At 73.2% G+C, this 12,281-nt stretch carries 16 protein-coding genes and 3 tRNA genes; 8 read left to right on the top strand and 11 right to left on the bottom strand.

What is annotated here, in order from left to right; translation table 11 throughout:
- The first annotated feature begins 30 nt into the window (after positions 1 to 30).
- Positions 31 to 663, top strand: coding sequence for an NAD(P)H-binding protein (locus tag AB0Q96_RS02360; protein WP_365321141.1), 633 nt, complete (start codon positions 31 to 33; stop codon positions 661 to 663).
- Here the strand turns inward: AB0Q96_RS02360 and AB0Q96_RS02355 are convergent.
- From AB0Q96_RS02355 to AB0Q96_RS02330, 6 genes are all read right to left on the bottom strand, one after another.
- On the bottom strand, positions 660 to 1,715 hold the full coding sequence (locus tag AB0Q96_RS02355) for a UDP-N-acetylmuramate dehydrogenase (RefSeq protein ID WP_365321140.1): 1,056 nt from the start codon (positions 1,713 to 1,715) through the stop codon (positions 660 to 662). The two genes, AB0Q96_RS02360 and AB0Q96_RS02355, sit on opposite strands and share 4 nt — an antisense overlap.
- A 55-nt stretch (positions 1,716 to 1,770) precedes the next feature.
- On the bottom strand, positions 1,771 to 2,199 hold the full coding sequence (locus AB0Q96_RS02350) for a MaoC family dehydratase (protein WP_365321139.1): 429 nt from the start codon (positions 2,197 to 2,199) through the stop codon (positions 1,771 to 1,773).
- Between the two features lie 2 nt (positions 2,200 to 2,201).
- Positions 2,202 to 2,654, bottom strand: coding sequence for a MaoC family dehydratase N-terminal domain-containing protein (locus AB0Q96_RS02345; protein WP_329423164.1), 453 nt, complete (start codon positions 2,652 to 2,654; stop codon positions 2,202 to 2,204).
- An 82-nt stretch (positions 2,655 to 2,736) separates the two neighbouring features.
- The gene (gene rpmG / locus AB0Q96_RS02340; RefSeq protein ID WP_003956487.1) at positions 2,737 to 2,901 is read right to left on the bottom strand and encodes a 50S ribosomal protein L33; all 165 of its coding nucleotides are present in this window, start codon (positions 2,899 to 2,901) and stop codon (positions 2,737 to 2,739) included.
- A gap of 88 nt (positions 2,902 to 2,989) precedes the next feature.
- Positions 2,990 to 3,062, bottom strand: a tRNA-Met gene (locus AB0Q96_RS02335).
- A 44-nt stretch (positions 3,063 to 3,106) separates the two neighbouring features.
- Positions 3,107 to 3,179: transfer RNA gene (locus AB0Q96_RS02330), tRNA-Thr, on the bottom strand.
- 220 nt (positions 3,180 to 3,399) lie between these two features.
- Between AB0Q96_RS02330 and AB0Q96_RS02325 the strand changes: the two genes are divergently transcribed.
- From AB0Q96_RS02325 to AB0Q96_RS02315, 3 genes are read left to right on the top strand one after another with little or no spacing between them, the layout of a single operon-like run.
- Entirely contained in the window at positions 3,400 to 4,665 is a 1,266-nt protein-coding gene (locus AB0Q96_RS02325) for an amidohydrolase family protein (protein WP_365321138.1), read from the top strand.
- 17 nt (positions 4,666 to 4,682) lie between these two features.
- The gene (locus AB0Q96_RS02320; RefSeq protein WP_365321137.1) at positions 4,683 to 5,339 is read left to right on the top strand and encodes an SDR family oxidoreductase; all 657 of its coding nucleotides are present in this window, start codon (positions 4,683 to 4,685) and stop codon (positions 5,337 to 5,339) included.
- A 52-nt stretch (positions 5,340 to 5,391) separates the two neighbouring features.
- The gene (locus AB0Q96_RS02315) at positions 5,392 to 6,381 is read left to right on the top strand and encodes a DUF6236 family protein (RefSeq protein WP_365321136.1); all 990 of its coding nucleotides are present in this window, start codon (positions 5,392 to 5,394) and stop codon (positions 6,379 to 6,381) included.
- 71 nt (positions 6,382 to 6,452) lie between these two features.
- Here AB0Q96_RS02315 and AB0Q96_RS02310 read toward each other — a convergent pair.
- Positions 6,453 to 6,534, bottom strand: a tRNA-Tyr gene (locus AB0Q96_RS02310).
- 172 nt (positions 6,535 to 6,706) lie between these two features.
- Here AB0Q96_RS02310 and AB0Q96_RS02305 point away from each other — a divergent pair.
- The 3 genes from AB0Q96_RS02305 (at position 6,707) to AB0Q96_RS02295 (ending at position 8,393) form a co-directional block, all read left to right on the top strand.
- The gene (locus AB0Q96_RS02305; protein ID WP_365321135.1) at positions 6,707 to 7,198 is read left to right on the top strand and encodes a YajQ family cyclic di-GMP-binding protein; all 492 of its coding nucleotides are present in this window, start codon (positions 6,707 to 6,709) and stop codon (positions 7,196 to 7,198) included.
- Positions 7,199 to 7,260: 62 nt separating this feature from the next.
- Complete coding sequence (locus AB0Q96_RS02300) at positions 7,261 to 7,767, top strand: methylated-DNA--[protein]-cysteine S-methyltransferase (protein WP_365321134.1); 507 nt, start codon at positions 7,261 to 7,263, stop codon at positions 7,765 to 7,767.
- Positions 7,764 to 8,393, top strand: coding sequence for an alpha-ketoglutarate-dependent dioxygenase AlkB (locus AB0Q96_RS02295; protein WP_365321133.1), 630 nt, complete (start codon positions 7,764 to 7,766; stop codon positions 8,391 to 8,393). The genes AB0Q96_RS02300 and AB0Q96_RS02295 overlap by 4 nt, the downstream gene beginning before the upstream one ends.
- A gap of 18 nt (positions 8,394 to 8,411) precedes the next feature.
- Here AB0Q96_RS02295 and AB0Q96_RS02290 read toward each other — a convergent pair whose 3' ends face one another.
- The gene (locus AB0Q96_RS02290; RefSeq protein ID WP_365321132.1) at positions 8,412 to 8,681 is read right to left on the bottom strand and encodes a GlsB/YeaQ/YmgE family stress response membrane protein; all 270 of its coding nucleotides are present in this window, start codon (positions 8,679 to 8,681) and stop codon (positions 8,412 to 8,414) included.
- Positions 8,682 to 8,738: 57 nt separating this feature from the next.
- On the opposite strand from AB0Q96_RS02290, the gene AB0Q96_RS02285 reads away from it, so the two are divergent.
- Positions 8,739 to 9,968 (top strand): APC family permease, encoded by a 1,230-nt coding sequence (locus AB0Q96_RS02285; protein ID WP_365321131.1) that lies wholly within the window; start codon positions 8,739 to 8,741, stop codon positions 9,966 to 9,968.
- Here AB0Q96_RS02285 and AB0Q96_RS02280 read toward each other — a convergent pair.
- From AB0Q96_RS02280 to htpX, 3 genes are read right to left on the bottom strand one after another with little or no spacing between them, the layout of a single operon-like run.
- Positions 9,949 to 10,965 (bottom strand): hypothetical protein, encoded by a 1,017-nt coding sequence (locus AB0Q96_RS02280; RefSeq protein ID WP_365321130.1) that lies wholly within the window; start codon positions 10,963 to 10,965, stop codon positions 9,949 to 9,951. The genes AB0Q96_RS02285 and AB0Q96_RS02280 overlap by 20 nt on opposite strands.
- Complete coding sequence (locus AB0Q96_RS02275) at positions 10,965 to 11,366, bottom strand: YccF domain-containing protein (protein WP_365321129.1); 402 nt, start codon at positions 11,364 to 11,366, stop codon at positions 10,965 to 10,967. Before AB0Q96_RS02275 ends, AB0Q96_RS02280 begins: the two co-directional genes overlap by 1 nt.
- The gene (gene htpX, locus AB0Q96_RS02270) at positions 11,363 to 12,226 is read right to left on the bottom strand and encodes a zinc metalloprotease HtpX (protein WP_365321128.1); all 864 of its coding nucleotides are present in this window, start codon (positions 12,224 to 12,226) and stop codon (positions 11,363 to 11,365) included. Before htpX ends, AB0Q96_RS02275 begins: the two co-directional genes overlap by 4 nt.
- Positions 12,227 to 12,281 lie beyond the last annotated feature (55 nt).

Genomic DNA, 12,281 nt, shown 5'->3' with positions numbered 1-12,281 from the left:
AATACTTACCCACCCTTGGAGGGGTGTGCCATGAAGCTCACAGTCTTCGGTGCGACCGGCGGCATCGGCCGGGAGATCGTCCGCCAGGCCCTGGCGTCGGGACACGAGGTGACCGCCGTGGTCCGCGATCCGGCGGGGTTCACGGCCGGCGGCGACAAGCTGACGGTCTTCCGCTCCGACCTCTCCGACCCGGAGGCCCTGCGCGAGGCCGTGGCGGGCCGGGACGCCGTCCTCTCGGGCCTCGGCGCCCGCTCCCGCGCGGACGCCGGCGTCGCGGCCCGGCTCACCCGCTCGGTCCTGCGCGCCATGGAGGCGGCGGGCACCCGGCGGCTCCTGGTGGTGAGCGCCGCCCCGGTGGGCCCGGTCCCGGACGGTCAGGCCGTGGTCGACAGGGCGATGCTCGCGATCGTCAACTCGTTGCTCAAGGGCGTCTACGACGATCTGCGCGCGATGGAGGCGGAGCTCGCGGCGAGCGCCACCGACTGGACCTCGGTGCGCCCGCCCAAGCTCACGGACAAGCCGCTGACGGGCCGCTACCGCTCGGTCGTGGGCGGCAACCCGCCGCGCGGCCGTTCCCTCGCGCGCGCGGACGTGGCGCACGCGATGCTGGCGATGATCGACGACCCGGCGACGGTGAAGCAGGGCGTGGGGGTCGCGTACTAGAGGGCGACGCCCACCGTCACCGGCTCGTTGACGAGGGTGATCCCGAAGGCGTCCCGCACCCCGGTGACGACCTCGCGGGCGAGCGCGAGGAGGTCCTCGGTGGTCGCCTCGCCGCGGTTGGTGAGGGCGAGGGTGTGCTTGGTGGAGATGCGGGCGGGCCCGGAGCCGTAGCCCTTCACGAAGCCGGCCTTGTCGATCAGCCACGCGGCCGAGGTCTTGACGGAGTGCTCGCCCGCGGGGAACGCCGGGGCCTCGGCGTCGGCGCCGAGGCGCTCGGTCACCCGCTTCCGGAAGGCCGCGAACTCCTCGTCGGTCAGGATCGGGTTGGTGAAGAAGGAGCCGGCCGACCAGGTGTCGTGGTCCTCCGGGTCCAGGACCATGCCCTTGCCGGCGCGGAGCCGCAGGACGGTCTCCCGGGCCCGCGCGAGCGGTACGCGGTCGCCGGCCTCGACGCCGAGGGCGCGGGCGGTCTCCGGGTAGGCGATCGGCGCCGACATCCCGGCGGCGTCCTCCAACCGGAAGCGGACCCGGAGCACGACGTAGCGGTCGGGCTGGTCCTTGAAGCGGCTGTGCCGGTACGAGAAGGCGCACTCGGCGTTGGTGAGGGTGACCGTCTCCTCGGCCCGCCGGTCGTACGCGACGACCTCGGCGACGGTGGCGGAGACGTCCTGGCCGTAGGCGCCGACGTTCTGGATGGGGGTGGCGCCCGCGGAGCCGGGGATGCCGGCGAGGCACTCGATCCCGGCGAGCCCGGCCTCGACGGTCCGCGCGACGGCGTCCGTCCACACCTCTCCGGCCGCCAGTTCCAGGCGGGTGCCGTCGAGGGAGAAGCCGGTGGTGGCGATGTGCAGGGCGGTGCCGTCGAAGCCCTTGTCGCCGATGACCAGATTGGATCCACCGCCGATGACGAGCAGCGGCGTACCGGAGGCGTCGGCCTCGCGGACCGCGGCGATCACCTCGTCGTCCGTGGTGGCGGTCACGAGCCGGGTGGCGGGCCCGCCGAGCCTGAAGGTGGTCAGGGGGGCGAGGGGGGCGTCGTTGAGCTGCTGCACGGGCTCAAGAGTACGGGCCCCTCCCGTACGGAAGGGGCCCGTGCCGTCGACGGCGTCAGGCGAGCTTGACCACAGCCCGGCTCATGCCGAGGACCTTCTGGCCCGCGGCCATGGCGGTGAGGTCCACGCGGACCTTCTGGTCGTCCAGCTTGGCGGCCACCTTGGCGGAGACCTCGATCACGGCGCCCTCGGCGTCGTCGGGGACGACGACCGGCTTGGTGAAGCGGACGCCGTACTCGACGACGGCGGCCGGGTCGCCGGCCCAGTCGGTGACGACGCGGACGGCCTCGGCCATGGTGAACATGCCGTGGGCGATGACGTCGGGCAGGCCGACCTCACGGGCGAACTTCTCGTTCCAGTGGATCGGGTTGAAGTCCCCGGAGGCGCCGGCGTACCGCACCAGGGTGGCGCGGGTCACCGGGAAGGTCTGCGCGGGCAGCTCGGTGCCGACCTCGACCTCGTCGTAAGCGATCTTCGCGGTCACGGTCAGGCCTCCTCGGGGGCGCGGGACACCAGCTTGGTCCAGGCGGTCACGACGTGCTCGCCGCTCTCGTCGTGGACCTCGCCGCGGATGTCCAGGATGTCGTTGCCGGCGAGGGACTTGATCGCCTCGATGGTCGAGGTGACCGAGAGGCGGTCCCCGGCGCGCACCGGGCGGGTGTAGGCGAACTTCTGGTCGCCGTGCACCACCCGGCTGTAGTCCAGACCCAGCTGGGGGTCGTCGATGACCTGGCCCGCGGCCTTGAAGGTGATCGCGAAGACGAAGGTCGGCGGGGCGATCACGTCCGGGTGGCCGAGCGCCTTGGCGGCCTCCTGGTCGGTGTACGCGGAGTTCGCGTCCCCGATCGCCTCGGCGAACTCGCGGATCTTCTCGCGGCCGACTTCGTACGGCGCGGTGGGCGGATAGGTCCGGCCCACGAAGGACTGGTCGAGCGCCATGGCCTCGATACCTCCTGGTGTGTTGCCTGTACAAACGACACGAGGCCGCCCCCAGAGGGGACGGCCTCGTGTACGAGCCTGATTAACGCGTCTCGCGGTGCGCGGTGTGCGAGTTGCAGCGAGGGCAGTGCTTCTTCATCTCAAGTCGGTCCGGGTTGTTACGCCGGTTCTTCTTGGTGATGTAGTTCCGCTCCTTGCACTCCACGCAGGCCAGCGTGATCTTCGGGCGGACGTCGGTGGCAGCCACGTGAGTGCTCCTTGACGGACGGATTGACGGATGAACGCAGAAAAGAGTAGCCGATCGTAGGACCGACCCCACAATCGGCTACTTCTTGTAGCGGTGACCGGACTTGAACCGGTGACACAGCGATTATGAGCCGCTTGCTCTACCGACTGAGCTACACCGCTTTGATGGTCTGGATCCCACCCGGAGGTGGGATCCTTCTCACCAGAGCCCCAATACGGAATCGAACCGTAGACCTTCTCCTTACCATGGAGACGCTCTACCGACTGAGCTATTGGGGCGAGCGAGGAAGACATTACACGGTCCTCCGCCCATCACCCAAATCCGTTTCCCCCGCCACCTGCGCGACCTTGCCCCGGGCGCCTCATAGGCCACTCGTGCCCTCATCAGTACGACTATTGCGCTCCTCCTCGAAGGCGGCTGCGGGCGCCCCTAGGCTCGGGCGCACGCTGCATGATCTTGATCTTGGGCAGCGGTGGAACCGGAGCCCGAGGAGCCCGATTGTCAGCCGACAGCAAGCAGCCGCAGCCGTCGCCCGAGGACCGGGCCGCGGCCACCGCCGACACCACGTCGCTGCTGCTCTGCAACGCACGGCTGACCGACGGGCGCACCGTGGACGTGCGGCTCGCCGGCGGCCGGATCGAGGCCGTCGGGACGGCCGGCAGCCTCGCGGCCGTCGGCGCCCGGGTCGACCTCGTCGGCCATCTGCTGCTGCCCGCGCCGGTCGAGCCCCACGCGCACGCCGACACCGCCCTCACCGCGGACTCCCCCGGCCCCGTCTCGTACGCCCCGGAGGAGGTGCAGCGGCGGGCCACCGAGGCGGCGCTGTTCCAGCTCGGGCACGGCGCGACGGCGCAGCGCGCCCAGGTACGGATCGGGGACGTGCACGGTCTGGGGCCGCTGGAGGCCGTGCTGCAGGCCCGGCGCTCGCTGCGCGGCCTGGTCGACCTGACGGCCGTGGCGGTGCCCCGGCTGCTGACGGGGGTGGCCGGGGCCGACGGGCTCGCGATGCTGCGGGACGCCGTGAAGATGGGCGCCGGGGTGGTGGGCGGCTGTCCGGACCTGGATCCGGATCCGACGGGGTACGTGGAGGCGGTGCTGGAGGTCGCCGCGGAGCACGGCTGCCCGGTGGACCTGCACACGGACGGTGACGATCCGGCGCGGCTGGCCCGGCTCGCCGCGATGGCCGGCGGGCTGCGCCCCGGGGTGACGCTCGCGCCCTGCGCGGGGCTCGGCCGGCTGCCCTCGGAGGCGGCCCGGCGGGCGGCGGACCAGCTGGCGGCGGCCGGCGTGACGGTCGTCGCGCTCCCCCAGGGCGGCTGCGGCGCGACGGAGCTGCGCGGCTCGGCCCCGGTGCGGCTGCTGCGGGCCGCCGGGGTGCGGGTCGCGGCGGGCAGCGGGGCGCTGCGGGACGTGTGCAACCCGGTGGGGCGCGGGGACCCGCTGGAGGCGGCGTATCTGCTGGCCTCGCTGGCGGGGCTGCCGGCGGGGGTGGCGTACGAGGCGGTGAGCGCGGACGCGCGGGCGGCGCTGGGGCTCCCGGAGGTGCGGGTGGAGGCGGGCTTCCCCGCGGAGCTGCTGGCGGTGCGGGGCGAGCGGCTGGCGGGCGTGCTGTCCCTCGCGTACAGCCGGATCGTGGTGCACCGGGGCCGGGTGGTGGCCCGGACGAGCGCGGTGCGGGAGTACTGCGACTCGGCGGCGGCGTTGGACCTGCCGAGGCAGACACGCCCTGAGCGGCCCGATCCGGGGAGCAGCGCGGCGCGCTGAGCCGTACGGTCGGGAGTATGCGCGTAGTCATCGCTGGTGGACACGGACAGATCGCCCTGCGGCTGGAGCGGCTGCTCGCCGCGGGCGGACACGAACCGGTGGGGATCATCCGCCGCCCGGAGCAGGGTCCGGCCCTGCGGGAGGCGGGTGCCGAGCCGGCGCTCATGGACCTGGAATCGGCCTCCGTGGAGGAGGTCGCCGGGATCCTCCAGGGCGCGGACGCGGCCGTCTTCGCGGCGGGCGCGGGTGCGGGCAGCGGGGCGGCCCGCAAGGACACGGTGGACCGCGGGGCGGCGGTCCTCTTCGCCGAGGCGGCGGAACGCGCGGGCGTGCGCCGGTTCGTGGTGGTCTCGTCGATGGGCGCGGACGCCGGCCATCAGGGCGACGCGGTCTTCGACGCGTACCTGCGCGCGAAGGGCGCCGCGGACGACGCCGTACGCGCCCGCCAGGGGCTCGACTGGACGATCCTGCGCCCCGGCATGCTCACCGACGACGCGGGCACGGGCCTGGTCCGTCTGGAGGCCCGCACGGGCCGCGGTCCGATCCCCCGCGACGACGTGGCGGCGGCGCTGGCGGAGCTCCTGGAGACCCCGGCGACGGCGGGCCTGACCCTCGAACTGATCTCGGGCACGGTCCCGGTCTCGGTCGCGGTGAAGGACATCGCGGGGAACTGAGCGCCGGCGGGCTTACGTTGGACCCTCCACATCGTGCCGGGGGGTCCCACGCATGCGCGTCCTGCTCTACTACCCGCTCGTCTCACCGCCGGTGGAGGTCATCCACCAGGCGCTCCTGTACTGGGACGCCATCGCGTCCGTCACACCGCTCGACCGCGAGGTCCGGCGGGCCGCGACGAGCCCGGAGCTGAGGGAGCTGGGGGAACGCGGCCTGTACCACCCGATGGACCACTTCCGGCTCTTCGACAGCGCGCTGCCCGACCAGGAGTTCACCGGCCGGATCCGGGCGGAGCTGCACCGGCTGGCGGCCCGTCAGGAGGCGGCGCCCGAGCCCTTCGACGCGTACATCAACTCCTCGAAGTGGTCGTGGTCCCTGGAGGAGGTGGTCGTCCGTCTCGGGCTCGGCACCCGGCTGCCGGGGCGCTGGTCCGTCGCCGTGACGGCCGGGACCGCGCAGACCGTCATCGGCGCGGCGGCGCGGATCGCCGCCGCGGAGGCGAGCCGCGGCACCACGGCGTACATCCCGTACACCGACCGTCCCGTCGCGCACCGGGCCGCGCGCGAGTTGTCCCCCGGCGCCCTGGCCGGCGGCTACGAGGTGGACCTGGGGCGCGTCCTGCCGCTGCCCGCCCCCGGCACCCCGCTCTCGGCGGTCCTGGCCTTCCGCGAGCGCCACGAGGACGAGCGGCACCGGCTGCTGCGGGCCGTCCACCGCCTCCTGGGCGAGCTGCGCCGCGACTACGCCCACCCGGCCGAGCTGCTCGCCGAGCTGGAGCGCGAGATCTCCGCCGCGGCCGCCGACTACCGGGCCGCCGGCACGGCCCTGCGGATGGCCTGGCGGACCCGCCTGATCACCGTCGCCGTCGCCCTCACGGGCACCGCCGGCGCCGCGTCGTCCCTGCCGGACTGGGCCACCGTCACGGCGGCCACGGCGGGCGCCTACGCGATCAACGTCGCCACGACCCCGGTCCGCCCGCTGAAGACCCGCCGGGACGGGCACGACTTCGCGTATCTGCACCACGCCCGCGAGGAACTGGGCTGAGCCCCTACGGGCATGCGAACAGAACGGCCCCCGATCCGCGTTTCCGCAGATCGGGGGCCGTTCCTTCCATGTGGCGGCGCCAGGATTCGAACCTGGGTAGGCTAAGCCGACGGATTTACAGTCCGTTCCCATTGGCCACTCGGGCACACCGCCATGGGTTTGTCGCTTCGGTTGGCCGCTTTTCGGCGGTGCTCCTTGGCAACGACGTAAACGATACCTGATCCCGAGGGGTGCTTCGCCACCGGTTTGATCACGAGTTTGCGACGCCGCGGGTGGCTACGCTTTGTGCCGTACCCGAACGCATCCGAGCAAGGAGCCACACCTCATGGCCGACTCCAGTTTCGACATCGTCTCCAAGGTCGAGCGGCAGGAGGTCGACAACGCCCTCAACCAGGCCGCCAAGGAGATCCAGCAGCGCTACGACTTCAAGGGCACCAACGCCTCGATCGACTGGTCGGGCGAGAAGATCCTCATGCAGGCGAGCGGCGAGGAGCGGGTCAAGGCCATCCTCGACATCTTCCAGTCCAAGCTGATCAAGCGCGGCATCTCGCTGAAGTCGCTGGACGTGGCGGGCGAGCCCCAGCTGTCGGGCAAGGAGTACAAGCTCTTCGCCTCGATCGTCGAGGGCATCTCCCAGGAGAACGCGAAGAAGGTCTCCAAGGTCATCCGTGACGAGGGCCCCAAGGGCGTCAAGGCCCAGGTCCAGGGCGAGGAGCTGCGCGTCAGCTCCAAGAGCCGGGACGACCTCCAGGAGGTCATCGCGCTCCTGAAGAACCAGGACTTCGACTTCGCCCTGCAGTTCGTCAACTACCGGTAGGTCCCGGATTCCATGTCCGAAAGCCGCCAGCCGTGAGCCGGCGGGGCTCGCACACTGGAGACATGGACGACATCACCGTGTACGCGTACGCCGACGGCCCCCTGGGCGAGATGCTCCTGGTCGGAGAGCTCGCCGAAGGGGGGCGTACGGCGCTGCGCTCGCTGTCGCTGCCCGGGCAGAAGGGCGGCGCGACGGTCGAGGACGGCTGGGTGCGCGATCCGGCGGCCTTCGAGGAGGTCGTGCGGCAGCTCCGGGAGTACTTCGCGGGCGAGCGCGACTCCTTCGAGCTGCTCTTCGCCGGCGGCGGGACCGACTTCCAGCGGCGGGTGTGGGCAGCGCTGGAGGAGATCCCGTACGGGACGACCGTGTCGTACGGGGACGTCGCCCGGCGGGTCGGGTCCTCCGGTGCCGCCGTACGGGCCGTGGGCACCGCGATCGGGCGCAATCCGCTGCTCGTCGTGCGCCCCTGCCACCGGGTGGTCGGGGCGGACGGCAGCCTGCGCGGCTACGCGGCCGGCCTGGAGCGCAAGGAGCGGCTGCTGGGGCTCGAAGGGGCGCTCGGCGGGTGACCGGCGGGGACGGGCTCTTCCCCAGGGAGCGGGCCGCGCCCGCGCCCGGGGCGGTGCACGTGCCCGGGTGGCTGCCGTTCGCGCGGCAGCGGGAACTCGTCGACGCCTGCCGTGAGTTCGGGCGGGGACCCGTACCGTACCGGCGGACCGTGCTGCCCGGCGGCGGCGTGATGTCGGTGCGCTCGCTCTGCCTGGGGCGGCGCTGGGAGCCGTACCGGTACCTGGACGGCGTCGATGTCGAACTGCCGGGCTGGCTGGCCGAGCTGGGGCGGGAGGCGCTGGTCGAGGCGTACGGCGCGCACGGCGGGTTCGCGCCGGACACCGCGCTGGTGAACTTCTACGCGGACGGCGCGCGGATGGGCATGCACCAGGACAAGGAGGAGCGCTCCCCCGCTCCCGTGGTGTCGCTGAGCCTCGGCGACACCTGCGTGTTCCGGCTCGGGAACACCGAGGGCCGCGGCCGGCCCTACGCCGACGTGGAGCTGGCCTCCGGGGACCTTTTCGTCTTCGGGGGGCCGTCCAGGTTCGCGTACCACGGCGTGCCCCGGGTGTACGAGGGGACGGCCGACCCGGCGCTCGGGCTGGCCGGGCGGCTGAACATCACCCTGCGCGAGACCGGGCTCTGACGCCGGGTCGGCGCGCGCTCAACGCCCCCGCGAGTGGCCGAAGAGGACCCGGTATGCGATCAGCAGCACCAGGGAGCCGCCGATGGCCGAGAGCCAGGTCGCCCCGTCGTAGAAGTCCGTGGTGATCGGGCGGTCCAGGAAGCGGGCCGACAGCCAGCCGCCGAGGAACGCGCCGACGACGCCGATCAGCGTCGTGCCGATCAGGCCGCCCGGATCGCGGCCGGGCAGCAGGATCTTGGCGATGACTCCGGCGAGGAGTCCGAGAACGATCCAACCGATGATGCTCATGCCAGGAAGGACGCCCGGCCGGCGCCGCCGGTTGCCCCGCTGACTAGGGTGCGGCCCATGACACAGGAACTGCGGCGCTCGCTCGGGGTGTTCGACGCCGTCGTCATCGGGCTCGGTTCGATGATCGGTGCCGGGATCTTCGTGGCGCTCGGCCCGGCGGCCCGCGCGGCCGGCACGGGACTCCTGCCGGCGCTCGCGGCCGCCGCCGTCGTCGCCTACTGCAACGCCATGGCCTCGGCCCGGCTCGCCGCCCGCCACCCCGCCTCCGGCGGCACCTACGTGTACGGGCGGGCCCGCCTGGGGCCGTTCTGGGGGTACCTGGCGGGCTGGGCCTTCGTCGTCGGCAAGACGGCCTCCTGCGCGGCGATGGCGCTCACCGTGGGCAGCTACCTGTGGCCGGAGCAGGCGCACGCGGTCGCGGTCGCCGCCGTGGTCGCGCTGACCGCCGTGAACTACCGGGGCCTGCGGAAGTCGGCGCTCGTCACCCGGGTGCTCGTGGCCCTCGTCCTGGCCGTGCTCGCCGCCGTCGTGACGGTCTCCGCGGGAGCCGGCGAGGCGGACCGGCTCGGACTCGACGGCGACGCGCCCACGGGCGGCGTCCTCCAGGCCGCGGGGCTGCTCTTCTTCGCCTTCGCCGGGTACGCGCGGATCGCGACGCTCGGCGAGGAGGTCCGCGACCCGGCCCGGACCGTCCCGCGGGCCGTGCCGATCGCCCTGGGCATCGCCCTCTGCGTCTACGCGGCCGTCGCCGTGAGCGTCCTCTCCGTGCTCGGCGCGCCCCGGCTGGCGGCCTCCGCGGCCCCGCTCGCCGACGCCGCGCGCGCGGCGGGCGCGCCGTGGCTGGTCCCCGCCGTCACCGTGGGCGCGGCCCTCGCGGCCCTCGGCTCGCTGCTCGCGCTGATCCTCGGCGTCTCCCGGACCGCCCTCGCGATGGCCAGGGACGGCTACCTGCCGGCCCCGCTCGCGGCCGTCCACCCCCGCTTCGGGGTGCCGCACCACGCCGAGCTCGCGGTGGGCGCGGTGGTGGCCCTGCTGGCGGCCACGGCCGACGTGCGGGGCGCGATCGGCTTCTCGTCGTTCGCCGTCCTCGTCTACTACGGCATCGCCAACGCCGCCGCCTGGACCCTGGGCCCCCGCGAGCGCCCGCTCGCCGCGCTCGGGCTGCTCGGCTGCGGCGTGCTGGCCTTCGCGCTGCCCATGGGCGCCGTCCTGGCCGGGGTGGGCGTCCTGGCGGCGGGGACGGTCGCGTACGCCGTCGTGGGCGCCGTCAGGCGAACTCGACCGTGAGGCCCGAGCAGGCCAGGCCGACGACGAGCTCCTCGAAGGTGGGCGGGCGCTCCCGCGCGCGCGGGACGACGCCCAGGCAGGCGCGCGCCACATGGGCGTCGTGCCAGACCAGGGTGGTGCCGGGCGCGAACGGCGGGCGCAGCTGGTCGAGGTCGTCCGCGAGATAGCCGCCGGGGCCCAGGAACGCCTCCCCCAGGGCGCACCAGAAGGAGTCCGCGTCGACGACGTGGGTGCCGTCCAGGTGGTACGTGTCGGCCGGCGGGTCCGGGGTGTCGGAACGGCGCCTGGCCTGCTCCAGCCAGGCGCCGCGGGTCCCGGAGGGGAAGCGGGCCCAGGTGCCGGGCTCCTCGGGGCGCGCCCACCACCACAGCTCCCAGATGTCCGCGACGGCGGGCGGGCGCAGGTCGCGGCGGTCGACGAGCACGGTCACGTCGAGGAGGCCGCGCTCGTGGCCGGACGGCGCCCAGCCGGTGACCCGGCCACCCCGGACGCCGAAGGCGGCCGTGCCCACGGAGGCGAGGCGCTGGTACGTCACGGGGACGGCGGGGAGCTCCGGCGTGCCCGACTCCACGGCCGCCCGGAGCGCGCCGCGCGGGGCGCAGCCGAGGAAGGTCACCTCGGTGTGGGTGGCGGTCTCCGGCTCCTGGGGGGAGACCCGTATGAGATTGGCGCAGTCGACGGCGTCCCGCCGGTGCGGCTCCCGCAGCGGCGGGGTGCGGGCCTCGACGGTGACGACGTCGCCGCGTATGCCGAGGACGCGGACGTCCCGCAGGCCGAAGACGCCGTCCGCGGTGCGCACGTACAGCTCGCCCTGGGGCGCGCTGCCCTCGACGACGGCCTGGGTGACGGCGCGGCCGAGGGGTCCGCGCGGCTCGCAGCCGCGCAGCTCGTAGCGGGCGCGGGCGGGCGGCGCGGGCTCGGCGAACAGGCCGTCCACTCCGGCGCACAGGGCGAGGACGTCGGCGCCGGCCAGCAGCGCGTACTTCGCGTTCCGCACTAGCGGGCTGCGTAGCCGTAGCCGGCCTGGTCCGTGGGGACGATCTCCTTGCCCAGCGGCATCAGCGAGACCGGCACCATCTTGAAGTTCGCGATGCCGAGCGGGATGCCGATGATCGTGATGCACAGCGCGATGCCGGTGGTGATGTGGCCGAGGGCCAGCCACCAGCCGGCGAGGATCAGCCAGAGCACGTTGCCCACGCAGGAGGGCGCGCCGGCGTCGTGGCGGTCGACGACGGTCTGCCCGAAGGGCCACAGGGCGTAGAGGCCGATCCGGAAGGCGGCGATGCCGAAGGGGATGCCGATGATCGTGATGCAGAGCAGGACGCCCGCCAGCATGTAGCCGAGGAACATCCAGAATCCGCAGAGGACCAGCCAGATGACGTTCAGGATTGTCTTCACGGGCGTCGACCTGCCATCTGTTCGAGCCGGGCGATGCGCTCGGCCATCGGCGGGTGGGTGGAGAACATCTTCGAGAGTCCCTGTCCCGGGCGGAAGGGGTTCGCGATCATCATGTGGCTCGCGGTCTCGATCTTCGGCTCGGGGGGCAGCGGAAGCTGCTTCGTGCCCGCCTCCAGCTTGCGCAGGGCGCTGGCCAGGGCGAGCGGGTCGCCGGTGAGCTGGGCGCCGGAGGCGTCCGCCTCGTACTCGCGGGAGCGCGAGATGGCGAGCTGGATGACGGAGGCGGCGATGGGCCCCAGGATCATGACCAGCAGCATGCCGAGCAGGCCGGGGCCGTCGTCGTCGTTGGAGCGGCCGACCGGGATCAGCCAGGCGAAGTTCACCAGGAACATGATCACGGAGGCGAGTGCTCCGGCGACCGAGGAGATCAGGATGTCCCGGTTGTAGACGTGGCTGAGCTCGTGGCCGATGACCCCGCGCAGCTCGCGCTCGTCGAGGATGGCGAGGATGCCCTCGGTGCAGCAGACGGCCGCGTTGCGCGGGTTGCGTCCGGTGGCGAAGGCGTTGGGCGCCTGGGTGGGCGAGATGTAGAGCCGTGGCATCGGCTGGCGGGCCTGGGTGGAGAGCTCCCGGACCATCTTGTAGAGGGCCGGGGCCTCGAACTCGCTCACGGGCCGGGCCCGCATGGCGCGGAGCGCCAGCTTGTCGCTGTTCCAGTACGCGTACGCGTTGGTGCCGATCGCCACGAAGAGCGCGACGATCAGGCCCGTACGCCCGAAGAAACTGCCGATGACGATGATGAGGGCCGAAAGCCCTCCGAGGAGTACGGCGGTCCTCAGCCCGTTGTGCCGGCGGTGCACGGTACGCCCTCCAAGTGGTGCGGCAGGGGAACCCTTTGCTCTATAAGGGTCCACC

The organism is Streptomyces sp. NPDC093111, from assembly GCF_040683955.1.
In the GTDB taxonomy this organism is placed as follows: Bacteria; Actinomycetota; Actinomycetes; order Streptomycetales; family Streptomycetaceae; genus Streptomyces.
The sequence above is the reverse complement of the archived record's forward strand: the minus strand, read 5'-3'. Positions and strand labels throughout refer to the sequence as shown.

Excerpts from the sequence above, each read along its gene's own strand:
- AB0Q96_RS02345 (WP_329423164.1), bottom strand. The coding sequence starts at position 2,654 with ATGGCGCTCGACCAGTCCTTCGTGGGCCGGACCTATCCGCCCACCGCG.
- AB0Q96_RS02315 (WP_365321136.1), top strand. The coding sequence starts at position 5,392 with ATGCGCGTCCTGCTCTACTACCCGCTCGTCTCACCGCCGGTGGAGGTC.
- AB0Q96_RS02290 (WP_365321132.1), bottom strand. The coding sequence starts at position 8,681 with ATGAGCATCATCGGTTGGATCGTTCTCGGACTCCTCGCCGGAGTCATC.
- AB0Q96_RS02305 (WP_365321135.1), top strand. The coding sequence starts at position 6,707 with ATGGCCGACTCCAGTTTCGACATCGTCTCCAAGGTCGAGCGGCAGGAG.
- AB0Q96_RS02320 (WP_365321137.1), top strand. The coding sequence starts at position 4,683 with ATGCGCGTAGTCATCGCTGGTGGACACGGACAGATCGCCCTGCGGCTG.
- AB0Q96_RS02360 (WP_365321141.1), top strand. The coding sequence starts at position 31 with ATGAAGCTCACAGTCTTCGGTGCGACCGGCGGCATCGGCCGGGAGATC.
- AB0Q96_RS02285 (WP_365321131.1), top strand. The coding sequence starts at position 8,739 with ATGACACAGGAACTGCGGCGCTCGCTCGGGGTGTTCGACGCCGTCGTC.
- AB0Q96_RS02300 (WP_365321134.1), top strand. The coding sequence starts at position 7,261 with ATGGACGACATCACCGTGTACGCGTACGCCGACGGCCCCCTGGGCGAG.